22 protein-coding genes and 1 pseudogene are annotated in these 20,415 nt (G+C 70.5%); 10 read left to right on the top strand and 13 right to left on the bottom strand.

All coding sequences use genetic code 11. The features are described from left to right. Positions 1-206, bottom strand: a pseudogene (locus tag H0B54_RS30090) (hypothetical protein); the annotation flags it as partial. Between the two features lie 314 nt (positions 207-520). On the opposite strand from H0B54_RS30090, the gene H0B54_RS27555 reads away from it, so the two are divergent. From H0B54_RS27555 to H0B54_RS27520, 8 genes are all read left to right on the top strand, one after another. Next, a complete protein-coding gene (locus tag H0B54_RS27555; RefSeq protein WP_246472899.1) occupies positions 521-922 on the top strand; it encodes a hypothetical protein in 402 nt (133 codons plus the stop codon). A 191-nt stretch (positions 923-1,113) separates the two neighbouring features. Beyond that, positions 1,114-2,070 (top strand): DMT family transporter, encoded by a 957-nt coding sequence (locus H0B54_RS27550; protein ID WP_188262981.1) that lies wholly within the window; start codon positions 1,114-1,116, stop codon positions 2,068-2,070. Between the two features lie 136 nt (positions 2,071-2,206). Then, positions 2,207-3,139, top strand: a complete 933-nt coding sequence (locus H0B54_RS27545) for a sugar kinase (protein ID WP_094306629.1) — start codon at positions 2,207-2,209, stop codon at positions 3,137-3,139. A 22-nt stretch (positions 3,140-3,161) separates the two neighbouring features. Next, a complete protein-coding gene (locus H0B54_RS27540; protein WP_188262980.1) occupies positions 3,162-3,926 on the top strand; it encodes a GntR family transcriptional regulator in 765 nt (254 codons plus the stop codon). Further along, entirely contained in the window at positions 3,923-4,558 is a 636-nt protein-coding gene (gene eda, locus H0B54_RS27535) for a bifunctional 4-hydroxy-2-oxoglutarate aldolase/2-dehydro-3-deoxy-phosphogluconate aldolase (protein ID WP_188262979.1), read from the top strand. Before H0B54_RS27540 ends, eda begins: the two co-directional genes overlap by 4 nt. 5 nt (positions 4,559-4,563) lie before the next feature. Next, a complete protein-coding gene (locus H0B54_RS27530; RefSeq protein WP_188262978.1) occupies positions 4,564-5,592 on the top strand; it encodes a Gfo/Idh/MocA family protein in 1,029 nt (342 codons plus the stop codon). A gap of 119 nt (positions 5,593-5,711) precedes the next feature. Beyond that, complete coding sequence (gene msrP / locus H0B54_RS27525; RefSeq protein ID WP_188262977.1) at positions 5,712-6,659, top strand: protein-methionine-sulfoxide reductase catalytic subunit MsrP; 948 nt, start codon at positions 5,712-5,714, stop codon at positions 6,657-6,659. 1 nt (position 6,660) lies between these two features. Continuing rightward, complete coding sequence (locus H0B54_RS27520; RefSeq protein ID WP_188262976.1) at positions 6,661-7,302, top strand: protein-methionine-sulfoxide reductase heme-binding subunit MsrQ; 642 nt, start codon at positions 6,661-6,663, stop codon at positions 7,300-7,302. A 7-nt stretch (positions 7,303-7,309) separates the two neighbouring features. Here H0B54_RS27520 and H0B54_RS27515 read toward each other — a convergent pair whose 3' ends face one another. From H0B54_RS27515 to H0B54_RS27505, 3 genes are read right to left on the bottom strand one after another with little or no spacing between them, the layout of a single operon-like run. Then, positions 7,310-8,113 carry an ABC transporter ATP-binding protein gene (locus tag H0B54_RS27515; RefSeq protein WP_188262975.1) on the bottom strand — a complete coding sequence of 268 codons (804 nt, stop codon included), beginning with the start codon at positions 8,111-8,113 and terminating at the stop codon, positions 7,310-7,312. Beyond that, positions 8,110-9,144, bottom strand: a complete 1,035-nt coding sequence (locus H0B54_RS27510; RefSeq protein WP_246472897.1) for a FecCD family ABC transporter permease — start codon at positions 9,142-9,144, stop codon at positions 8,110-8,112. Before H0B54_RS27510 ends, H0B54_RS27515 begins: the two co-directional genes overlap by 4 nt. After that, positions 9,119-10,150 carry an iron ABC transporter substrate-binding protein gene (locus H0B54_RS27505; RefSeq protein WP_188262974.1) on the bottom strand — a complete coding sequence of 344 codons (1,032 nt, stop codon included), beginning with the start codon at positions 10,148-10,150 and terminating at the stop codon, positions 9,119-9,121. Before H0B54_RS27505 ends, H0B54_RS27510 begins: the two co-directional genes overlap by 26 nt. 339 nt (positions 10,151-10,489) lie before the next feature. Here H0B54_RS27505 and H0B54_RS27500 point away from each other — a divergent pair, with 339 nt between their 5' ends. Both H0B54_RS27500 and purT read left to right on the top strand, forming a co-directional pair. Next, complete coding sequence (locus H0B54_RS27500) at positions 10,490-10,984, top strand: hypothetical protein (protein WP_188262973.1); 495 nt, start codon at positions 10,490-10,492, stop codon at positions 10,982-10,984. Between the two features lie 110 nt (positions 10,985-11,094). Beyond that, positions 11,095-12,264, top strand: a complete 1,170-nt coding sequence (purT, locus tag H0B54_RS27495; protein ID WP_188262972.1) for a formate-dependent phosphoribosylglycinamide formyltransferase — start codon at positions 11,095-11,097, stop codon at positions 12,262-12,264. Positions 12,265-12,305: 41 nt separating this feature from the next. Here purT and H0B54_RS27490 read toward each other — a convergent pair whose 3' ends face one another. The 9 genes from H0B54_RS27490 to H0B54_RS27450 all read right to left on the bottom strand — a co-directional run bounded on the left by H0B54_RS27490 (position 12,306) and on the right by H0B54_RS27450 (position 20,392). Beyond that, complete coding sequence (locus H0B54_RS27490; RefSeq protein ID WP_188262971.1) at positions 12,306-13,076, bottom strand: SDR family NAD(P)-dependent oxidoreductase; 771 nt, start codon at positions 13,074-13,076, stop codon at positions 12,306-12,308. 25 nt (positions 13,077-13,101) lie between these two features. Then, positions 13,102-13,815: an ABC transporter ATP-binding protein gene (locus tag H0B54_RS27485; protein ID WP_343069039.1), complete on the bottom strand. Its 714-nt coding sequence runs from the start codon at positions 13,813-13,815 to the stop codon at positions 13,102-13,104. Further along, complete coding sequence (locus H0B54_RS27480; RefSeq protein ID WP_188262970.1) at positions 13,802-14,551, bottom strand: ABC transporter ATP-binding protein; 750 nt, start codon at positions 14,549-14,551, stop codon at positions 13,802-13,804. The genes H0B54_RS27485 and H0B54_RS27480 overlap by 14 nt, the downstream gene beginning before the upstream one ends. A 38-nt stretch (positions 14,552-14,589) precedes the next feature. After that, a complete protein-coding gene (locus H0B54_RS27475; protein WP_188262969.1) occupies positions 14,590-15,849 on the bottom strand; it encodes an ABC transporter substrate-binding protein in 1,260 nt (419 codons plus the stop codon). Then, on the bottom strand, positions 15,846-16,850 hold the full coding sequence (locus tag H0B54_RS27470) for a branched-chain amino acid ABC transporter permease (RefSeq protein ID WP_188262968.1): 1,005 nt from the start codon (positions 16,848-16,850) through the stop codon (positions 15,846-15,848). The genes H0B54_RS27475 and H0B54_RS27470 overlap by 4 nt, the downstream gene beginning before the upstream one ends. A gap of 5 nt (positions 16,851-16,855) precedes the next feature. Next, positions 16,856-17,713: a branched-chain amino acid ABC transporter permease gene (locus H0B54_RS27465; protein ID WP_188262967.1), complete on the bottom strand. Its 858-nt coding sequence runs from the start codon at positions 17,711-17,713 to the stop codon at positions 16,856-16,858. Between the two features lie 100 nt (positions 17,714-17,813). Continuing rightward, complete coding sequence (locus H0B54_RS27460) at positions 17,814-19,091, bottom strand: metal-dependent hydrolase family protein (protein ID WP_094306612.1); 1,278 nt, start codon at positions 19,089-19,091, stop codon at positions 17,814-17,816. Between the two features lie 141 nt (positions 19,092-19,232). After that, positions 19,233-19,628 (bottom strand): DUF1636 domain-containing protein, encoded by a 396-nt coding sequence (locus H0B54_RS27455; RefSeq protein ID WP_211109597.1) that lies wholly within the window; start codon positions 19,626-19,628, stop codon positions 19,233-19,235. After that, positions 19,628-20,392, bottom strand: a complete 765-nt coding sequence (locus H0B54_RS27450; protein WP_188262965.1) for an alpha/beta fold hydrolase — start codon at positions 20,390-20,392, stop codon at positions 19,628-19,630. Before H0B54_RS27450 ends, H0B54_RS27455 begins: the two co-directional genes overlap by 1 nt. Between the last annotated feature and the right edge of the window lie 23 nt (positions 20,393-20,415).

The raw sequence follows: 20,415 nt of genomic DNA, 5'->3' as shown, positions 1-20,415 counted from the left end.
CGGATCTTCCCCATGCCGAGCTGACGGCCGAGCGCGTCGGCGATCAGGGGGTTCGGTTCAACCAGGACAGCGCGCATGGGATTCTCCGCAACAGGGGTTTCAACTACAGGACGGGAGGACGAGGCACTTAAAATTTTCCTTAATTCCGAGTGCTTTATTTTCTCACACCCCCAGGTAATAGCCTTCCTGTACCGCGAGTCAACCATCCGGCTTACCTCAAGCGATAATGTTACGGCCCGCTTTTATATGACTTTTAATATCCGTTAAGGCGTAGATTCTTGGCTGCTCTTTGCCACGAAATTCGAAGCATTTTCCTCCCGAGTTGCTCGCAACGCCGCACCTCCGCACACGCCATTCCACCGGCTTGAACCGGGCTTTAACCCGGCTGTATTTCACTGGTGGCGAGAGGATGCGAACGGGGGGAGAGGAACCGATGCCGACCCGCAACAGAACCTGCGGCAGACAGGCGATTGCCGGAACCGCGCTTGCGGGCGTTCTCCTGCTGGCGGGCGGATGCGCGATGACCAGCCCGGCGCCCGACACCGCCTACCGGCAGGCGCTGGAGGCCGCGGTGGAGGCCGGGCGGTGCGAGGGGCCGACGGTGGAGGCGCTGTGGACCGCCTATGACCGCTGGTTCGCCGTGGCGGCCAGCCTCACCTCCTACCACCGCGGGACGGAGGCCGGCGCGCTGCTGCGCCAAGGGGAGGCGTTTCGCATCCTGGGCTGTCCCGCCGCGGCGCGCGACACTTACGAGACGCTTCTGCAACGCTTCCCCGACCCCGATTACGAGATGGAGCGCAACGCCGCCCGCCGCGGCCTGATGGATTTGCCGATCAACCCGCCGACGCCCCTGCTGCGCCCGGCGCCCGCCGTCACCTCGGCCCTGCGCGGCCCCGCCGCCATCGACCGCGGCGACGGCTGATCGGAGGCCCGGATCCTGGCGCCATGTCGGGGCGCCAGGACATGGCGCCACAGGGCTGGCCGTATGGCTGCCATGACGCTCCGCACCATTGTTCCCAGGCATGATATATCAGTAACCTGATGGTTAACCGGGCAGAGACCCGGGCCATCCTTTCCGCTTGCTGCCCTCCTGCCTGGAAACGCCCCCCGGCCATGCCCGACTGTTCCCGCCCCCCGGAAGGGGTGTCCGCCGCCCGGACTGTCCCGTCATACGGCAGCGAGCGCCGCGACGATCCCGTGCGCGGGATTCTGATGGTCGTCGCCGCGGTGTTCTTCTTCTCCTGCTCCGACGCGACGGCGAAGTATCTGGCCCAGACGCTGCCCTCCATCGAGATCGGTTGGATGCGCTATGTCGGCTTCACCACGCTGCTGCTGCCGCTGATGATCCGCGGCGGACCGACGGTGATGAGGACCGCCAGCCCCGGCCTCCAGGTGCTGCGTGGGCTTGGGATGCTGGGGTCGGCGCTGTTCTTCATCATGGGCATGCATTACCTGCCCCTGGCCGAGGCGGCGGCGACCAGCTACGTCTCGCCGGTCTTCGTCACGGTGCTGTCGATCCTGGTGCTGGGCGAGAAGATCGGGCCGCGCCGCTGGGCGGCGGTGCTGGTCGGGCTGCTCGGCGTGCTGATCGTCATCCGGCCCGGCGGGGCGGCCTTCCAGCCAGCGGCCATCTTCCCCATCCTGTCGGCGATGAGTTGGGCGACCGGCGTGGTCATCACCCGCAAGATGACCGGACAGGAGCATCCCACCACCACCCTGATCTGGTCCGCCCTGACCGGCCTTGCCGTCCTGACCGTGCTGCTGCCCTTCAACTTCGCCATGCCGACCGCAACGGAGGTGGCGCTGGGCGCCCTCATCGGGCTGGTCTCGACCATGGGGCAATGGCTGATGGTCCAGGCCTACCGCTTCGGCGAGGCGTCGGTGCTCGCCCCCTGCTCCTACGTGCAGATCGTCTGGTCCACGCTTCTGGGCTTCCTGATCTTCGGGGCGCTGCCCGACCATTGGACCTTCCTGGGTGCCGGGATCATCATCGCCAGCGGCCTCTACACCGCCCACCGCGAGCGGCTGCGCAAGAAGCAGCAGCAAAACGCCGCAGCGTCCGTACCATGACAACCGCCCGAAAAGCCTTGCCTCTGGCATTGATATATTAGTATACTTGACCCCAGGAGGCACGGGACTAAAAACCCGTGTCGTTCGAACTCTTTAGCAGGGACCGGCGGGCCTGACCGCCGGACGGGGGATGGCGATGGGTGAGTCCGCGCGCCGGGTTGCGGCCCTTGGCGAATGCATGATCGAACTGGTGCGCCGTCCCGACGGGACCTTCACCATGGGCTTCGGCGGCGACACCCTGAACACCGCCGTCTACATGGCGCGGCTGGGCGTGGCAACGGATTACGTGACGGCGCTGGGCGACGACACCAACAGCGACGCCATGGTCGCCACCTGGGAGGCCGAGGGGGTCGGCACCGGTCATGTGCTGCGCGTCCCCAACCGCGTCCCCGGCCTCTACATGATCGAGACGGACGACAGCGGCGAGCGGCGCTTCCTCTACTGGCGCGATTCCGCGCCGGCCCGCGACCTGTTCGTCCTGCCCGACAGCCCGGCGCTGGTCGCCGACCTGGAAGGTTACGACCTGCTCTACATGTCCGGCATCAGCCTGGCCATCTGGGGCGAACGCGGGCGGGAGGTGCTGTTCCCCATGCTCGACCGCCTGCGCGAGCGCGGCGGCCGCGTCGCCTTCGACACCAATTGGCGCCCCCGCCTGTGGCCCGACCGCGAGACGGCGCAGCGCGCCTACGACGCGATGCTCCGACGCACCGACATCGCGCTGCCGGGCGTCGAGGATCTGCGCGGCCTTTACGGCGACGCCGATGCCGACACCGCCATGGCCCGCGTGCGCGGCGCCGGGGTGACGGAGATCGTGCTCAAGCTGGAGAAGCCGGGCTGCATCGTCTCCGCCCCCGGCCTGGAGGAGACCGTGCCGTCGGAGAAGGTCGCCAAGGTCGTGGACACCACCGCGGCGGGCGACAGCTTCAGCGCCGGCTACCTCAGCGCCCGCCTGAAGGGCCTCGGCCCGGTGGAGGCGGCGCGCTCCGCCCACCGCATCGCCGCCGTGGTCATCCAGCACCGCGGCGCCGTCATCCCGCGTGACGCCATGGCGTCCGTGCTGGACGGCTGATCCCCTGACGGAGGGACCCTCCATGCCCCCAGGCCAACCATCCACGGGTCAAGCCGCGATCGGCCTCACCACGACCGCTCCCGTCGCCGTCAAGCCGCCCCGCGCGTCGCAGCGCGGGACCACGGCGGCAGCAGCCATCTACCGCGATCTGCGGGCCGACATCGTGTCGCTGGCCCGCAAGCCGGGCGACCCGATCGTGGAGAAGCTGGTGGCCGAGGCCTTCGGCGTCAGCCGCACCCCGGTGCGCGAGGCCGTCCTGCGGCTGGCCGACGAGGGGCTGGTGGAAGTCTTTCCACAATCGGGCACCTTCGTGGCGCGCATCCCCATCGCCGCCCTGCCGGAAGCCAACCTGATCCGCAAGACGCTGGAGCAGGCGACCGTCCGCTTCGCCGCGGAACGCGCGACGCGCAGCCAGATCGCCGCCCTCCAGGCCAATCTGGAGCGCCAGCGCGAGGTCGACGCCTCGGGCTGCGCCGACGGTTTCCATCAGGCGGATGAGACGTTCCACGCGCTGATCGCCGACATCGCCGGCTATCCCGGTTTCTGGCCGATCACCCAGCAGGTGAAGGTGCAGATCGACCGCTGCCGCCACATGACCCTTCCCTATCCCGGCCGCCTGGCGACCGTCATCGCCGAGCACGAGGCCATCGTCGCCGCCATCGCGGACCATGACCCCGACCGCGCGGTGAAGGCGCTCGGCGACCACATCGACGGCCTGCTGCTGACCATCGACGACATGCGGCTCGCCACCCCACTGTACTTCTCTCCTGCCGAGGCCCTGACATGACCCACCCGCGTCTTGAACCCTCCCTGTCCGGCCCGCGCATCGTCCCGGTCCTCGTGCTCGACGAGCCGGACACCGCGGTCGCCCTGGCCGAGGCGCTGGTCGCCGGCGGCCTGACCACGCTGGAGGTGACGCTGCGCACCCCCGCGGCCCTCGCCTGCGCAGAGGCCATCGCCGCCCGCGTTCCCGGTGCCCTGGTCGGCCTCGGCACGCTGATCCGGCCGGAGCAGTTCGCCCAGGCCCGCGACGCCGGCGCCCGCTTCGTCGTCAGCCCCGGCCTGACCGACCGTCTGGCGGAGGCCGCCAAGACCGCCGGCCTGCCCTATCTGCCGGGCATCGCCACGGTGGCCGAGGCGCTGATCGCCATGGAGCACGGCTTCCGCGAGCTGAAGTTCTTCCCGGCGATGCTGAACGGCGGCGCCCCGGCGTTGCGCGGCATGGCGCCGCTGATGCCCGAGATCCGCTTCTGCCCGACCGGCGGCCTCAAGGCGGAGCATGTGAAGGAGATCCTGTCGCTTCCCAATGTCTTCGCGCTCGGCGGCACCTGGCTGACCCCGGCCGACGCGGTGAAGGAGCGCCGCTGGTCCGAGATCGAGCGGCTGGCCCGCGAGGCCGCCGCCCTGGCCCAGGGCTGAGCCGGATGCGGCGGCGCGTCGGCGTGATCGGGCTGGGCATGGCGGCGACGCCGCACGCCCAGAGCCTGCTGGATCTGGCGGACCGCGTCGAGGTGGCGGGCTGTTTCAGCCCGTCGGCCGAGCGGCGCGCCGCTTTCGCGGCGCGCTTCGGCCTGCCGGCGGTGGACCGGGCGGAGGCGATCCTCGACGATCCCACCGTCTCGGCCGTCCTGCTGCTGACCCCGCCGGACACCCACGCCGACCTCGTCGCCCGCTGCGCCGCCGCCGGCAAGCATGTCCTTCTGGAAAAGCCGCTCGACGCCACCCCCGCCGGCTGCCGCGCCGTGGTGGAGAGCATGGAACGCGCCGGGCTGACGCTGGGCGTCATGCTCCAGCACCGCTTCCGCGCCGCCGCGGAACGGCTGGCGGAGCTGCTGCGCACCGGCACGCTTGGGCGTCCGCTGTCGGCCTCCGTCGTGGTGCGCTGGTGGCGCGACGACGCCTATTACGCCCAGCCGGGACGCGGCATGAAGGCGCGGGACGGCGGCGGCGTGCTGCTGACCCAGGCCATCCACACGCTCGACCTCTATGTCAGCCTGCTCGGCCTGCCGCGCGAGGTCGCCGCCTTCGCCAACACCAGCGGCCTGCGCCCCATCGACACCGAGGACGTGGTGTGCGCCGCCCTGCGCTACGACGGTGGGCTGCTCGCCACGGTGGATGCCACCACCGCGGCCTATCCCGGCTATCCGGAGCGCATCGAGATTGCCGGCACCGCCGGCTCCGCCCTGCTGACCGGCGACCGGCTGGAGGTGCAGCTGCGCTCCGGCGGGACGGTCCAGGCCGGGGAGACGGCGGGCACGCTGGGGGGCGGGGCCGACCCCATGGCCTTCTCCAACGCCCATCACCGCGCCGTGCTGGCCGACTTCCTCGACGCGCTCGACCACGGCACCCAGCCGCGCGTGTCCGGGCGGGAGGCGCTGAAGGTCCACCGGCTGATCGAGACGATCCTCCAAGCGTCCGAAAGCGGCGCCGTCACGGCGGTTCCGGAAGACTGACCTCACGTCACGCTCACGAACTCGTGTCCCGCGCTTGATTTGCCGGGACCGGCGACCAAGGCTAGATGAGGGACGGGGGGCGCTGTCGCCTCCCGGCGGCTTTCCTGTGGAGAGTGTTCATGCTCATCAAAGTCCGGAGCGCGTCGCAAGCCAGCGAGAACGAGGTGACGCCCCGCGGCCTGTTCCTGTCCCGGCGTTCCATCATCGCCGGAGGCGCCGCAGCCCTGGCGCTCGGCGGCACGGGTGTCGCGCCGGGTCCGGCGCTGGCCGCCCCCTTCCAGGCTCCGCTGACGATCAGCCCGAAGGATCCCAAGCTGGACGCCCAGACTCCGATGAAGTCGGCGACCAGCTACAACAATTTCTACGAGTTCGGGACGGACAAGACCGACCCGTCCGAGAATGCCGGCACGCTGCGCACCCGCCCGTGGGAGATCGCGGTGGACGGCGAGGCCGGCAAGCCCACCACCTTCGGCATCGAGGATCTGCTGTCCTTCCCGCTGGAGGAGCGCGTCTACCGCCTGCGCTGCGTCGAGGGCTGGTCGATGGTGATCCCCTGGGTCGGCTTCCCGCTGGCCGAGCTGCTGAAGCGCGTCGACCCGACCGGCAACGCCAAGTACGTCGCCTTCCAGACCCTGGCCGACCGCTCGCAGATGCCCGGCCTGAAGTATCCCGTGCTGCAATGGCCCTATGTCGAGGGGCTGCGCATGGACGAGGCCATGCACCCGCTGACCATCCTGGCGGTCGGCATGTACGGCGAGACGCTGCCCAACCAGAACGGCGCGCCGGTGCGGCTGGTCGTGCCGTGGAAGTACGGCTTCAAGTCGATCAAGTCGATCGTCCGCATCACCCTGACGCAGGATCAGCCGCCGACCTCCTGGAACCGCTCGCAGCCGCGCGAGTACGGCTTCTATTCAAACGTGAACCCGGAGGTCGACCACCCGCGCTGGAGCCAGGCGACGGAGCGCCGCGTCGGCGAGTTCTCCCGCCGCAAGACGCTGCCCTTCAACGGCTACGGCGAGGAGGTGGCGTCGCTCTACGCCGGCATGGATCTGCGGAAGAACTACTGAGATGGCCGCCGCGTCGAAAGGACCGGTCGCCCGGGCGCTCGCCGCGCGCTGGGCGAAGCCGTTGGTGTTCGCCCTGGGGCTGGCCCCGCTCGGCTGGATGGTCTGGCTGGGCGTGAGCGGCGGGCTGGGGGCGGAGCCGGTGGCCGAGGCGGTGCGGCAGAGCGGGCTGTGGGCGCTGCGCCTGCTGCTGGTAGCACTGGCCGTCACGCCGCTGCGCATCCTCACGGGTCAGGCGGGGCTGGCACGGTTCCGCCGGATGATCGGGCTGTTCGCCTTCTTCTACGCGCTGCTGCACGTCTCCGTCTATGTGGGGGTGGACCAGTTCTTCGACTGGGCGGCGGTGTGGAAGGACGTCGTGAAGCGGCCCTACATCACGGTCGGCATGGGCGCCTTCGTGATCCTGACGGCGCTGGCCGCGACCTCGACCAACGGCATGGTGCGGCGGCTCGGCGGGCGGCGCTGGAAGGCGCTGCACAAGGCGGTGTTCGTCGCCGGGGCGGCGGGCTGCGTCCATTACGTCATGTTGGTCAAGGGCTGGCAGTACCCACCCTTCGTCTACGCGGCGATCCTCCTGGGGCTGATCGCGCTGCGCTACGCGAAGTCACCGGCGGCGGGGCGGCTCTCCCCGTCCTACCGGACCTGAGCCCGCCTCAGCCCGGCCTCTTGAGCCCGACCGGCAGGCACACCCGCATCCCGTCCGCCCCCACCGCCACCACCTCGACCTCCGTCCCGTAGACCTCGCGCATCATGGCGGCGGTGATGACCGCCTCCGGTGTGCCGAAGCGGGCCAGCCGCCCGCCGTGCAGCAGCGCCACCCGGTCGGCGATGGCGAAGGCCTGCTCCGGGTGGTGGGTGGAGAAGACGACCGTCAGGCCCTCGGCCCCCTCGCCGTCCGCCAGCCGCCGCACCTGCTCCAGAACGCGCACCTGATTGCCGAAATCCAGGCTGGCGGTCGGCTCGTCGAGCACCAGCACGCGCGGCGCCTGGGCCAGCGCGCGGGCGATCAGGGCCATCTGCCGCTCGCCACCGCTGATGCGCAGCCAGTCGCGCTCGGCCAGATGGGCGATGCCCAGCCGTTCCAGCGCGGCCTCGGCGGCGGCGTGGTCGGACGCGGCGGGGGCGCTGAAGGCGCCGCGGTGGGCGGTGCGGCCCATCAGCACCATCTCGCGCACGGTGAAGGGAAACTGCCCCGCTCCCGCCTGCGGGACATAGCCGAAGGCCAGCGCCCGGCGGCGCGGCGACCAGCCGGCGGTGTCCTCCCCATCGACCCGCACCCGCCCGCCGCGCGGCGGCAGCAGGCCGAGCAGCGTCTTGAACAGCGTCGTCTTGCCGCCGCCGTTGGGGCCGAGCAGGCACAGCACCTCCCCCGCCGCCACGTCGAAGCCGACCCCGGCGCCGACCACCCGCTCGCCGTAGCCGAAGGCGAGGTCTTCCACCGACAGCCGTGCGCTCATGACCAGCCGCGCTTTCCGAAGGCGAGCAGCCAGAGGAAGACCGGCGTGCCGATGACCGCGGTCAGGACGCCCAGCGGCAGTTCCACCGGCCCCAGGCTGCGCGCCAGCGTGTCCACCGCCAGCAGATAGGCCGCCCCCAGCAGCACCGCCGTGGGCAGCAGCCGGACGAAGGCCGGGCCGACCATCAGCCGGGCGAGGTGCGGCACCAGAAGCCCGACCCAGCCGACGATGCCGCTGACCGACACCGCGGCGGCGGTCATCAGCGTCGCCGCGGCGACCACCACGATCCGCACCACCCGCACCGGCACGCCGAGCGCCGTCGCCTCCTCGTCGCCCAGCGTCATCACGTCGAGCCGCCAGCGCAGCAGGACCAGCGGCAGCAGCGCTACCACCACCGGCGGGACCAGCGCCGCGAGGTCGCCCCGGTTGACCGCCGACAGGCTGCCCAGCAGCCAGAAGGTGATCGCCGGCAACTGGTTGTAGGGATCGGCCAGATACTTCAGCAGAGCCACGCCGGAGCCCAGCAGCGCCCCGATCACCACGCCGCCCAGCACCAGGACCAGCACCGGGTCGCGACCCCGGATGGCCGAGGCGACGGCCAGCACCACCCCCACCGCCAGCAGCCCGCCCGCGAAGGCCATGCCCTGGATGGCGAGGACCGGCAGCGAGGCGAAGATGCCCAGCACCGCGCCCAGCGCCGCCCCCGACGACACGCCGAGGATGTCCGGCGAGACCAGCGGGTTGCGGAACAGCCCCTGGTACGCTGCTCCCGAGGCGGCCAGTCCCGCCCCGACCAGCATGGCGGTCAGCACGCGCGGACCGCGGATGTCCCAGATCACCGTCTCCACCGCCGGGGCGACGGCGGCGCTCCCGAGGCCCAGCTTCGCCGCGAGCAGCCCGGCCAGTTCCGCCGGCGTGACGGGATAGGCACCGGTGCTGAAGGCGACGCAGACCGCGATGACCAGCAGCGCGGCCACCCCGCCCAGAGTCAGCGCGAAGGGGACCTCACCCCGGCGGGCGGCTGCCGGCAAGGAGGGCGTCGATCTGCTGCGCGGTGGGTTCCCGGTGGTAGAAGAGGGCATAGAAACGTCGCGTCTCCTCGCGCAGATCCTCCGGAAACAGCTCCGGATAGAGGACGGCGCCCAGCCAGCGCAGGCCGAGCAGGCGGTTGGCGGCGGGCGGGGAATCGATCCAGGTGAAGGGCAGCCCCGGCGAGAGGTAGACGCGCCGGTCGCGCACCGCCTTCACCCCCTGCCACAGCGGGTCGGTCCACACGCTCTCGTAAAAGCCGCGGTCGATGGTGACGATGGCGTCCGGCTGCCAGGCCAGCACCTGCTCCATCGACACGTTGACCAGCCCGCCGTTGCCGAGGTTTTCCGCCGCGACGTTGCGCACCCCGGCGACGTCCAGCGCCTCGACGTTGATGGAGCCGCGGATGCCGGTCTGCAGGCCGCGCGGCCCGCGCGCCATGTAGACCTTCAGCCGCTTGTCCTCCGGCACGCCGTCGAAGCGTCGGCGCACCTCGGCCAGGGTCGTTTCCGCGTAGCGGGCCAACTCCTCCCCCCGCTCCGCCACGCCCATCAACGTGCCGAGCGTGCGGAAGGTGCGCGCGGAGTCGGCGAGATGCCCGTCGATCAGCAGGGTCGGCACCCGCGTCTGCTCCTGCACGCGGTCGGCCAGCGACACGAAGGTCGGGGCGGTGCTGCCGACATCGACGACGACGTCCGGCTTCGCCGCCACCACGGTTTCCAGGTTGACGGTGTTGCCGCGCCCGGTCAGTCGTCCCAACTCCGGCAGGTCGGCGTAGCGGTCGGGCAGGAAGGGCCATTCCGGCGGGCTGATCGCCCGCGTCCAGCCCAGCAGCTTCTCGGGCGCCAGCATGTAGACGACGACGGAGGCCGGCGGCCCGGCGGGGAACACGCGCTCCACCCGGTCCGGCAGGGCGACGCGGCGCCCGGAGGAGTCCGTGACGATCCGCTCCGCCGCCGCCGGCCCAACCAGCAGGGCGAGCAGCAGCCCGGCTCCCGCGCCCGCCATCCATCTGCGTCTGCCCGCCATACCGATCCTGCTTCTTCCGTAGCCGCCCCTCCAAAGCATGGGGGCTGCGCCCGCCACCGTCCATACGACAATGGCCATTGAGTCCCCTCTCCCGCCCCGGGAGAGGGAAGGGGCCCGCGCAAAGCGCGGGAAGGGTGAGGGTCCCGGCAACGGACAAGCGCCTTGATCCTCGGCTTTACCCTCACCCGGCCCTTCGGGCCACCCTCTCCCGGGGCGGGAGAGGGACATCGCCCCGTGAAGGTCACGCTTTGGCCACGGGTGGCTTCCCCATCCGAACGGATAGGGTGCCGCGGTCCGCCCACAAGACCGTGCCGCTCCATGACCGCGTCTCCGCTCCGCTGCGTCCTCCTCCCCGCCGCCCTTCTCGCGCTGTCCAGCTGCGCCGGGTTCGGTTCGGCGGTCACCGGGGTGACCACGGCGGGCGTGGCGGCGACGGTCGGTTCGGCCACCGGCAACCCGGTGCTGGGCATCATCGCCGGCGCCGGGGCCAGCTACGGCATCGACCAGGGCGTGAAATACGCCGAGCGGCGGATCACCGACAACGTCCACAACGCCGTCGCCCGCGCCGCCGGTCCGCTCACCGTCGGCCAATCGGCGACCTGGACGGTGGAGGAGAAGCTGCCGCTGAGCGGCAAGACCGGCACGGTGCAGGTGGCCCGCGGCTTCGGCGAGGCGATCCCCTGCAAGGACGTGGTCTTCACACTGGACGACACGCCAGACCTGAACGTCACGACGATCTGCCGGGCCAAGGACGGCCAATGGCGCTGGGCGCTGGCCGAACCCTCCACCCGGCGCTGGGGCAGCCTGCAATAGCGCCCGGTCCATGCGGCGTACGCATGCAGTCGGCCGTGTACGCACGGCCCGTGTTGGGGTAAAGCTCCGCGGGCAGTTGCGTCACGGGTTTGCGTCACGGGAGTCCGCGCATGTTCACGGCCAAAATCCTTCTTCTCGGCTCGGGCGAACTCGGGAAGGAGTTCGTCATCGCCGCCAAGCGCCTCGGCTGCGAGGTCATCGCCTGCGACAGCTACGCCAACGCCCCGGCGATGCAGGTCGCCGACGCGGCGGAGGTCTTCTCCATGCTCGACGCGGACGCCCTGCGCGCGGCCATCGCCAAGCACAAGCCCGACTTCATCGTGCCGGAGGTCGAGGCCATCCGCACCGAGGTGCTGCACGAGTTCGAGGATGCCGGCCTGACCGTCGTCCCCTCCGCCCGCGCCGCCACCATGACCATGAACCGCGACCGCATCCGCGAGGTCGCCGCGGTGGAGCTGGGCCTGCGCACCTCCAAGTACCGTTACGCCGAAAGCCTGGAGGAGGTGGTCGCCGGGGCGGAGCACACCGGCCTGCCCTGCGTCATCAAGCCGGTCATGTCCTCCTCCGGCAAGGGGCAGAGCACCGTCCGGACCAGGGAGGAGCTGGAGGCCGCCTGGACCTACGCGGTCGCCAACATGCGCGGCGACCGCCGGAAGGTCATCGTCGAGGAGTTCGTGCCCTTCGAGTACGAAATCACCCTGCTGACCGTCCGCACCCGTGAGGGCATCCTGTTCTGCGAGCCGATCGGCCACCGGCAGGAGCGCGGCGACTACCAGGAATCCTGGCAGCCGGTGCCGATGCCCGCGGCGCTGCTGGACGACGCCAAGGCGATGGCGGCCAAGGTCGTGGACAATCTCGGCGGCTACGGCATCTTCGGCGTGGAATTCTTCGTCACCAAGGACGAGGTGGTCTTCTCCGAACTGTCGCCGCGCCCGCACGACACCGGCATGGTGACCCTGCTGTCGCAGAACCTGTCGGAGTTCGACCTGCACGCCCGCGCCATCCTTGGCCTGCCGATCCCGGCGATCCGCGTGCACGGCCCGGCCGCCTCCGCCGTCATCCTGGCCGACCGCGAGGCGGAGCGCTTCGCCATCGAAGGCTTGGCCGACGCCATGCGCGTGGGCAGCGCGGAGCACGACGTGGACGTCCGCCTGTTCGGCAAGCCGACGACCCGCAAGAACCGCCGCATGGGCGTGGCGCTCGCCGCCGGCACCGACACCGACGACGCGCGCGACCGGGCGCTGAAGGCGGCCTCGGCGGTCAGCATCCGCTACGAGTGACGCGGTCCCGCGATCGGCGGCGGTCAGGTGCCGGTCAAAGATCAGGTCACCGTCAGGCCGCCGTCGATCGCGAAGACCGCTCCGGTGGTCCAGGCGGCCTCCGGCGAGGCCAGGAAGACGGCGATGCCGCCGAGATCGCCGGGCTGGCCGATGCGGCCCAGAGGGTAGAGCCGCTTGACCAGCTCCGCCATGGCGCGCTGCCCGTCCTCGGGCATCGCGGCGATGGTGCGGCGGCGCAGCTCGGTGTCCACCGTGCCCGGCGCGATGGCGTTGACGCGGATGCCGCGCGGCGCCAGCTCGTAGGCCATGGCCTTGGTCAGGGAATTGAGCGCCCCCTTGGTCAGCGAATAGAGGCTCGACGGCCGCCCCGGCAGCATCTTCCCGGCGAAATAGGACGAGATGTTGATGACCGCTCCCCCCTCGGCGGGCATAAGCGGCACCAGCGCCTGCGTCAGGAAGAAGGGTGCCGTGACGTTCAGGGCGACGTTGTGCTCGTACTGCGCCCGGTCGGCCTCCAGATAGGGGACGAAGGTCGCCGTTCCGGCGTTGTTGACCAGCGTATGGACCGGCCGGCCGAAGCCGCCGATCTCCCCCGCAGCCCGCTCCAGCCCGTCCGGCTGCCCCAGATCCGCGGCAACGGTCACGACCCGCGCTCCGTTCGCGGCGAGCCGCGCCGCCGCGCCGGCGAGCTTCTCGGCGTTGCGCGCGACGAGGCAGAGATCCGCCCCCTCCCGCGCGAAGGCCTCCGCGATGGCATAGCCGATGCCGTCCGACCCGCCGGTGACGACGGCGAATGTGTTTGAAAGCCTCATCCACGCCTGTCCTCTTCCAATGGGGTCAATGGGCCGACACGCCGAGATAGCGCTGCTGCAGGCCCTCGTCCTCCCACAGCTCCCTGGAAGACGTGACCAGAGCGATCTGGCCGCCGGACATGATGGCGACGCGCTCCGCCGCGCTGGTGCCGACGCGCAGGTTCTGCTCGACGATCAGGACGGACGTGCCGTCGCGGTGCAGGCCGCCCAGCACCTCCAGCAGGTGATCGACGATCTTCGGGGCCAGCCCCTCCGACGGTTCGTCGAGGATCAGCAGGCGCGGGTTGGTCAGCAGCGCCCGCCCGATGGCCAGCATCTGCTGCTCGCCGCCGGAGAGCTGATTGCCGAAGTTGCGGCGGCGCTCGGCCAGCCTCGGGAAGACCGCATAGACGCGCTCCACCGTCCAGGGGCCGGGCCGCCGGCCCTGCATCAGGCGCAGATGCTCGTCCACGGTGAGCGAGGGGAACACCCGCCGCCCCTGCGGGACGATGGACACCCCCTGCCCGGCGATGTCGTGCGGCTTGCGCCCGGCCAGTTCCACGCCGTTGAAGCGGATCGATCCCCGCCCGGCGGGCAGCAGCCCGATCAGCGCGCTGCACAGCGTCGTCTTTCCCGCCCCGTTGCGGCCGAGGATCGCAAGGCTCGGCCCGTCGAGCCGCAATTCGACGCCGTGCAGCACCGGAAGCGCACCGCGCCGCACCTCCAGCCCGCTGACGACCAGCGCGTTAGTGCTTTCCACCAAGATAGATCTCCCGAACCAGGGGGTTGGCGCGAATGTCGGATGGGGTGCCCGACGCCACCACCGCGCCGTCCCGCATCACGGTGATGCGGTCGGCCAGCGACAGCGCCACGTCCATGTCGTGCTCCACGAACAGCATGGTGATGCGGCGCGGCAGCCCGCGCAGGATCTCGACCAGACGGCCGCGGCCCTGCGGGGACATGCCGGCGGCGGGCTCGTCCATCAGCAGCAGCTCCGGCTCCCCGGCCAACGCCATGGCGATCTCCAGTTCGCGCTGCTGGCCGTAGGACAGGGTGCCGACCGGCTGGGCCAGCACCTCGTCCAGCCGGAAGCGCGCCGCGCAGGCCCGCGCCGCCTCCACCTGCTCCCGATGGTGCCGCCAGGGCCGGACGCTGAAGCGCGGCCCCCGGCTGCCCATCACCGCGACGCGGAGATTGTCCTCCACCGAGCGGTCGGCGAAGGTCAGGCTGGTCTGGAAGGTGCGCCCGATGCCCAGCCGTGCCCGCTGGTGCGGGCGCAGGCGCGAGATATCGCGCCCCTTGAAGGCGATGCCGCCGGCGGTCAGCGGCACCTCCCCGGAGATGGCGTTGAACAGCGTCGTCTTCCCGGCCCCGTTGGTGCCGAGCAGGGCGTGGCGCTCCCCCGGCGCCAGCGCCAGGGACACCCCGTTCACCGCGCGCACGGCGCCGAAGCTGATGGACACGTCCTGGACGGTCAGGATCGGCGGCGTGGGCATGGCGGACCTCCGGAGGACGCGGCGTTCGGGCGCGGCGGTCAGTTGCAGGACGGGTTGTCGCGGGAGGCCGTGCCGAGCGCCAGGAACTTGGCCCGGTCCATGCCCAGCGCCTGATCGACCCCCTTCGCCACCTTCACCACCTTGCTGAAGAAGGCGCCATCGGGCCGCTGGGCGACCTCCGTCACGAAATTGTCGGCGATGGCCTGCCGGTTCTCGTCCAGCCGGATCGCGCCGGTCGGTGAGCGGTCGGTCAGCTCGGTCTTCGCCAACGCCGCCTGGAACGCCTTTTGCCCGTCGTCCAGCTTGCCGCCGACCTGATCCAGCGCCTGGAGCACCGCCAGCGTGCTGACGTAATAGCCGTGGGCGAACAGCGACGGCGATTCCAGCCCGTCCGGGAACTTCGCCTTGTAGGCCTTGACGAATTCGACCCACTTCGGGTCGTCGTTGGAATCGGCGACCGGGCCGGCGGCGATCATCCCCAGCACCTTGTTCTTGAAGGCGCCTTTGGAGCTGAGCACGGTCTGGTCCACGGTGACGCTGCTGCCGATCAGCGGCGCCGTGCCGCCGGACTGGTAATATTGCGTCAGGAAGTTCACCGCGTCCGCCCCGCCCAGCAGCACATACACGGCGTCCACCTTGTCCGGCAGTTTGGCGATGACCGAGGTGAAGTCCTTGGTGCCGACGGGCACCCAGTTCTTCTGGGAGATCTTGCCGCCGCGGCTGCAGTATTCCGCCTGGAAGCCCATCACCTGGGAATAGGGAAAGGAATAATCCTCCGACACGACGGCGATGTTCCGGTAGCCCTTGGTCTCGTAGGCGTAGCTGCCAAGACCGGCCTGCCATTGCGCGCCGTCCAGCGTGAAGCGGTAGAAGTTCGGCGCTGGGTCGCGCAGCGTCGTGTCCTGCGCACCCGACGTGCCGTTGACGAAGGTCTTGGACGGGACCGACTTGGCGTATTCCTTGACGGCGATGCCCTCGCCGCCGGACAGCGGGCCGACGACGATGTCCACCTTGTCCTGCTCGATCAGCTTGCGGGTCTTGGCGACCGCCACATCGGGTTTGGCGTTGGAGGATTCCTTCACCAGCACGATCCGCTTGCCGGCGACCTGCCCCTGGAAAGCGTCCACCGCCAGCTCCACGCCGCGCATGCCGTCCAGGCCCGACTGCGCGAAGGGGCCTTCCAAGGTGGCCAGCGCGCCGATGCGGATATCCTGCGCAAAGGCCGGTGACAAGGCCGTGCCGGACAGGAGAGCCGCGAGACCGGCGGCGCCCAGCACCGTGTGCAAGGTCGTCTTCATACCGTTTTCCTCCCGTTTTTCGCGCACACGCCGGTCCAGGCCGGCTTGATCTGGGCGCGCAGTTGTTGGATCAGTCCGATCAGGCCGTCCTTCGCGAAGAGGACGATCACGATGAAGACGGCCCCGATCACCAGATTGAAGCGCTCGCGGTCGATGACCGACGCGGCGTAGTTCTCCAGAAGAACGAAGGCGGCGGCCCCCAGGAAGGCGCCCAGCGGGTGACGGATGCCGCCCAGCACCGCGACGACCAGCAGGTTGACCGCCGCGTGCACGTCCACCGCCCCCGGCGACATCTGGCCGCTGAACCACGTGTTGAGGACTCCGCCGACCGAGGCGATCAGCCCGGCGATGCCGAAGGCGGCGATGCGCAGGAGCGTGGTGCTGAAGCCGAGCGCCGCGACCCGCCGCGGGGCGTTGCGCAGGGCGTGCAGTTGCAGGCCGAAGGGCGTGCGGTCCAGATGCAGGACCGCGGCGGCCGACAGGACGGCGGCGGCCAGCGCCATGCCGTAGAAGGGAATGGGCGCCCGCAGGTCGATGCCCAACAGCTCCGGCGGCTTCAGCCCGTTGATGCCGTCGAAGCCGTTGAAGACCTCGGTGTTCTGCGAGACGAGGTAGAACAGGCTGACCGACATCGCCAGCGTGATCATCAGCAGGTAGATGCCGCTGGACCGCACCGACACCCAGCCGACCAGCAGGCCGGCCAGCGTCCCCATCCCCAGCGCCGCCCCGACGGCGAGCGGCCAGGGCACCGCCACGCCGACGCCGGTGATGTTGGGCGACAGCAGCGCCAGCGTGTAGCCCGCCACCCCCGCCACCCCGGCCTGGGCGAAGGACACCAGACCGGCGCTGGAGGTCAGGAAGGTCAGGCTCAGCGCCATGGTGCCGATGATCAGCACGCGGGCGGCGACGGTGCCGACCCAGAACTCGCTGGCGACCAGCGGAAAGGCCAGACCGGCCAGGGCCAGCCAGAGGACCGGATGGCGAAGGAGTTGCTGAGGCATCGTCGTCATCCCCGTCCGAGAAGGCCCTGGGGCCGGACCGCCAGAACCGCGACCATCAGCAGGAAGGTCAGCAGCGTCGCGTAGTTCGGGATGAAGGCGAGGCCGAACTGCTCGGCGAAGCCGATCAGGAGCGCGCCCAGCGCCGCCCCGGCCAGGCTGCCCATGCCGCCGATGATGACGACGACCAGCGAGGACAGCAGGAACCGCGCGTCCTCCCCCGGCGAGATCGACAGGGCGCTGCCGCCGATCACCCCCGCCAGCCCCGCCAGACCGGCGCCCAACGCGAAGACGAGCAGGAGCACCCGCTGCACGTTGAAGCCCATGGCCGACAGGATGTCACGGTCGTCCACCCCGGCGCGGATCAGCATGCCCACCTTGGTGCGGTGGATCAGCAGCCAGAGCCCCAGCCCGACCAGGAGCGCGCTGCCGATGACCACGAGGCGGATCGTCGGGTAGCCGCGGATCACCGGCATCGGTGTCGTGCCGTAGAGAATCTCCGGCGGGGTGAACTGGTAGGTGATGCCGCCGTAATGGGCCAGCAGCAGGTCGCCGACCACGATGGCGAAGCCGATGGTGACCAGCGCCTGCCGAAGCTCGTCGCCGCCCAGCGTGCGCAGCAGCGTCAGATGCATCGCCAGCCCGACGAGGGCCACGGCGACCGCCGCCCCCACCAGCCCGAGCAGCCAGGACCCCGTGTAGGACGCGATGTCGTACCCGACATAGGCGCCCAGAAGATAGAAGGCGCCGTGCGCCATGTTGACGGTCCGCAGCAGCCCGAAGATCAGCGAGAAGCCGCTGGCCACCAGGAAGTACAGAGACGCCACGGTCAGCGCGTTCAGCGACAGGAGAATGTAAAATCTCATGCTCGGCGGCCCCGATGCTGGGGTGGCGGGCGCAAGGCCCGCCCGTTCCCTCCCCCACTGTTGTGGGGGAAGGGTCGCGGCAGGGGCAGGAGGCGCCGCCTCAGGCGGCGACGCTGACCTGCGCGCGGGCCGGCGGCGTCATCTCCTTGTGGAAGGAGCCGTCCTTCATGATCGCCAGGATGCGGCTGCGGTCCTGGAACAGGGTGATGTCCTGCAGCGGGTCGCCGTCGAGCAGGATCAGGTCGGCCAGATAGCCGTTGCGCACCAGCCCCAGCTCGCCCGGACGGTTCATGATCTCGCCGCCCAGCAGGGTGGCCGACTGGATCGCCTCCATCGGGGTGAAGCCCAGCAGCTCGACGAAGTATTCCAGATCCTTGGCGTAGGTGCCGTGCGGGGTCCAGGCGAAGCCGTAATCGCCGCCGGGCAGCACGCGGATGCCGCGCTTGCGCATCGCCTTCATGGTCTCGACCGCGGCCTCGAGCTCGCGGAAATAGCCCATGTTGCGGGCGACCTCCTCGGTGATGCCCCAGTCGGCGGCTCCGTAGCAGGTCTGGTAGACCCAGGCGAGGCCGGGCGCGACGAAGTGCTTGTCCTTGTTGGCCTCCAGCAGATCCAGCGCCTCCTCGTCGGCGAAGCTGGCGTGGTAGACGATCTCGATGCCGTGCTTGACGCAGAGCTTCACGGACTCCGCGCTGCGCGCGTGGGCGCAGATGCGCACCCCCCGCTTGCGATGGGCCTCGCGGACCGCCTCGGCGACCTCGTCCTCGGCCATCGGGGTGTCCTCGGCCCGGCACTTGGTGATCTCCTCGCCGGACAGGTTCAGCTTGATGAGGTCCACGCCCTCTTTCAGCAGGCGGCGGACGCAGGCGCGCATCTCGTAGGGGCCGTTGACGACCTCCACGAAGGTGTAGGCGCCGATGTGGCTGGGATTCAGGTCGCCCAACCCGCCGATGGTGGCGATCTCCGGTCCGTTGGCGAGGTAGCGCGGCCCGGCAAGGCGGCCCTTGTTGATGTAGTCGCGGACGACGACGTCCAGGCGCGGCTTGGCCGCCGCGGCGCCGACGCACATCGTGTAGCCGCAGTCGAGGTAGGTGCGGGCGTTGTCCGCCGCCTCCAGGACGTGCTCCTCGACCGGCATCAGGCCGATGGGGTCGAGGCCAGCCTGGTTGATCCAGCTGAAATGGGTGTGGGCGTCGCACAGGCCGGACATCAGCGTGGCGCCGCCGCCGTCGACCACCCGGTGCGCCTCGCGGGAGATGGCGCCGGCCTGCCGGGACACTTCGGCGATCCGGTTGCCCTGGACGAGCACTTCCCCGGCGAAGGGCTTCTCACCGGTGCTGTCGAGAATCTGAACGTTGGTGAACAGGGTCGTGGGCATCGTTTCCTCCGGTTGCGGGGGCAGCTTCTTTGTCTTGGCGCCTCGCCGCGGGTGATGGTGGGTTCGGGTGATGGTTCGTGGATCGTCGCCTTGGTCTGTTGTGGGCCTCAGTTTGATTTGGGCCTCAGTTTGATTTGGGCCTCAGTTTGATTTGGAAGGCGGTGGAACGGCGGAGGCGATGCGGGCCTCCAGCCCGAGCGGCCCCGCCTCCCCCCGCACCTCGCCGCCGGCGCTGTCCAGGTAGCGGCGCGCCAGGACGACCAGCGGCTCCGCCTGCTCCGGCCCCACGTTGTTGAAGCGCAGCCGGGTCTTGCCGAAGGCGGACAGCGACACGTTGCAAGGGTGGCGGCAGCCGCTGAGGCACTCGACGCGCCGCAGGGTCAGCCGCTCAGCCAGCGCGGTCCCGGCAATCAGCGCTTCCAGCCGGTCGGCCAGCCGCTCGCCGGGCGTCGGTTCGCCGGCGTTGCGCGCCGCGTAGCGGTGGCAGGTGCGGCACACCGACAAGATGTGACGCACGGGGGCCGGCGGCGCGTCCATCAGTCCACCGAGAACAGGAAGTTCATCAGCGCCTCGTTCACCTCGGCGGGGCGTTCGAAGGTCGTCCAGTGGCCGCAGCGGTCGAGGATGCGCAGGGACGACCCGGCGATCTTCCGGTGCAGCGCCCGAACGGCGGTCGGCGGTGCCGTGCCGTCCTCGTCGCCGGTGACCAGAAGGGTCGGACAGGCGATCCGCGCGACGTCCGCCGGCTCGGCGGCGGCCAGCGCCTCGCAGGTGCGGGCGTAGCCCTCCGGGTCCTGGCGCATCAGGATCTCGCGGACCAAGGTGGCGACCTCCGGCCGGTTGGCCTTGGTGTCCGCCGAAGTGCCGGCCTGGACGATGGCGTCGGCGATGCCGACCATGCCCTCCGCCCGCGCCTTGGCCGCGCGGTCGCGGATGACCGGACGGGCGGCGTCGGGCGGCGTGTGAAGCGGGCCGATCAGCGCGAGGCTGCGGACGCGGTTCGGACGGCGCGCGGCGACATGCTGGCAGACGATGGCGCCGAGCGAGTGGCCGACGAGATGGACGCGGTCGAGCCCGCGCTCGTCCATCACGCCCTCGATCGCGTCGGCGAGGCTTGCGATGGTCAGCGGCCCGTCGGCGGGGCTGCGTCCGGAACCGGGGAGGTCGGGCCGGATGCACTGGAAGAAACGCGACAGAACGCCGACCTGCGGCCCGAAGACGTTGGAGGTTCCGCCAAGCCCGTGGACCAGCAGGACCGGATCGCCGTTGCCGTGCACCTCGACGGCCAATTGCGGTGCCATAAGCCCCTCTCTTCGGTTGATGG

This window comes from Azospirillum tabaci, assembly GCF_014596085.1.
GTDB classification, from domain to species: Bacteria; Pseudomonadota; Alphaproteobacteria; order Azospirillales; family Azospirillaceae; genus Azospirillum; species Azospirillum tabaci.
This window is presented reverse-complemented; position numbering and strand designations above follow the sequence as displayed.

Bases quoted from the DNA above. Each gene is read 5' to 3' on its own strand.
- H0B54_RS27555 (WP_246472899.1), top strand. From the start codon at position 521: ATGACCAGCCCGGCGCCCGACACCGCCTACCGGCAGGCGCTGGAGGCC.
- H0B54_RS27550 (WP_188262981.1), top strand. From the start codon at position 1,114: ATGCCCGACTGTTCCCGCCCCCCGGAAGGGGTGTCCGCCGCCCGGACT.
- H0B54_RS27545 (WP_094306629.1), top strand. From the start codon at position 2,207: ATGGGTGAGTCCGCGCGCCGGGTTGCGGCCCTTGGCGAATGCATGATC.
- H0B54_RS27540 (WP_188262980.1), top strand. From the start codon at position 3,162: ATGCCCCCAGGCCAACCATCCACGGGTCAAGCCGCGATCGGCCTCACC.
- eda (WP_188262979.1), top strand. From the start codon at position 3,923: ATGACCCACCCGCGTCTTGAACCCTCCCTGTCCGGCCCGCGCATCGTC.
- H0B54_RS27530 (WP_188262978.1), top strand. From the start codon at position 4,564: ATGCGGCGGCGCGTCGGCGTGATCGGGCTGGGCATGGCGGCGACGCCG.
- msrP (WP_188262977.1), top strand. From the start codon at position 5,712: ATGCTCATCAAAGTCCGGAGCGCGTCGCAAGCCAGCGAGAACGAGGTG.
- H0B54_RS27520 (WP_188262976.1), top strand. From the start codon at position 6,661: ATGGCCGCCGCGTCGAAAGGACCGGTCGCCCGGGCGCTCGCCGCGCGC.
- H0B54_RS27515 (WP_188262975.1), bottom strand. From the start codon at position 8,113: ATGAGCGCACGGCTGTCGGTGGAAGACCTCGCCTTCGGCTACGGCGAG.
- H0B54_RS27505 (WP_188262974.1), bottom strand. From the start codon at position 10,150: ATGGCGGGCGCGGGAGCCGGGCTGCTGCTCGCCCTGCTGGTTGGGCCG.
- H0B54_RS27500 (WP_188262973.1), top strand. From the start codon at position 10,490: ATGACCGCGTCTCCGCTCCGCTGCGTCCTCCTCCCCGCCGCCCTTCTC.
- purT (WP_188262972.1), top strand. From the start codon at position 11,095: ATGTTCACGGCCAAAATCCTTCTTCTCGGCTCGGGCGAACTCGGGAAG.
- H0B54_RS27490 (WP_188262971.1), bottom strand. From the start codon at position 13,076: ATGAGGCTTTCAAACACATTCGCCGTCGTCACCGGCGGGTCGGACGGC.
- H0B54_RS27480 (WP_188262970.1), bottom strand. From the start codon at position 14,551: ATGCCCACGCCGCCGATCCTGACCGTCCAGGACGTGTCCATCAGCTTC.
- H0B54_RS27475 (WP_188262969.1), bottom strand. From the start codon at position 15,849: ATGAAGACGACCTTGCACACGGTGCTGGGCGCCGCCGGTCTCGCGGCT.
- H0B54_RS27470 (WP_188262968.1), bottom strand. From the start codon at position 16,850: ATGCCTCAGCAACTCCTTCGCCATCCGGTCCTCTGGCTGGCCCTGGCC.
- H0B54_RS27465 (WP_188262967.1), bottom strand. From the start codon at position 17,713: ATGAGATTTTACATTCTCCTGTCGCTGAACGCGCTGACCGTGGCGTCT.
- H0B54_RS27460 (WP_094306612.1), bottom strand. From the start codon at position 19,091: ATGCCCACGACCCTGTTCACCAACGTTCAGATTCTCGACAGCACCGGT.
- H0B54_RS27455 (WP_211109597.1), bottom strand. From the start codon at position 19,628: ATGGACGCGCCGCCGGCCCCCGTGCGTCACATCTTGTCGGTGTGCCGC.
- H0B54_RS27450 (WP_188262965.1), bottom strand. From the start codon at position 20,392: ATGGCACCGCAATTGGCCGTCGAGGTGCACGGCAACGGCGATCCGGTC.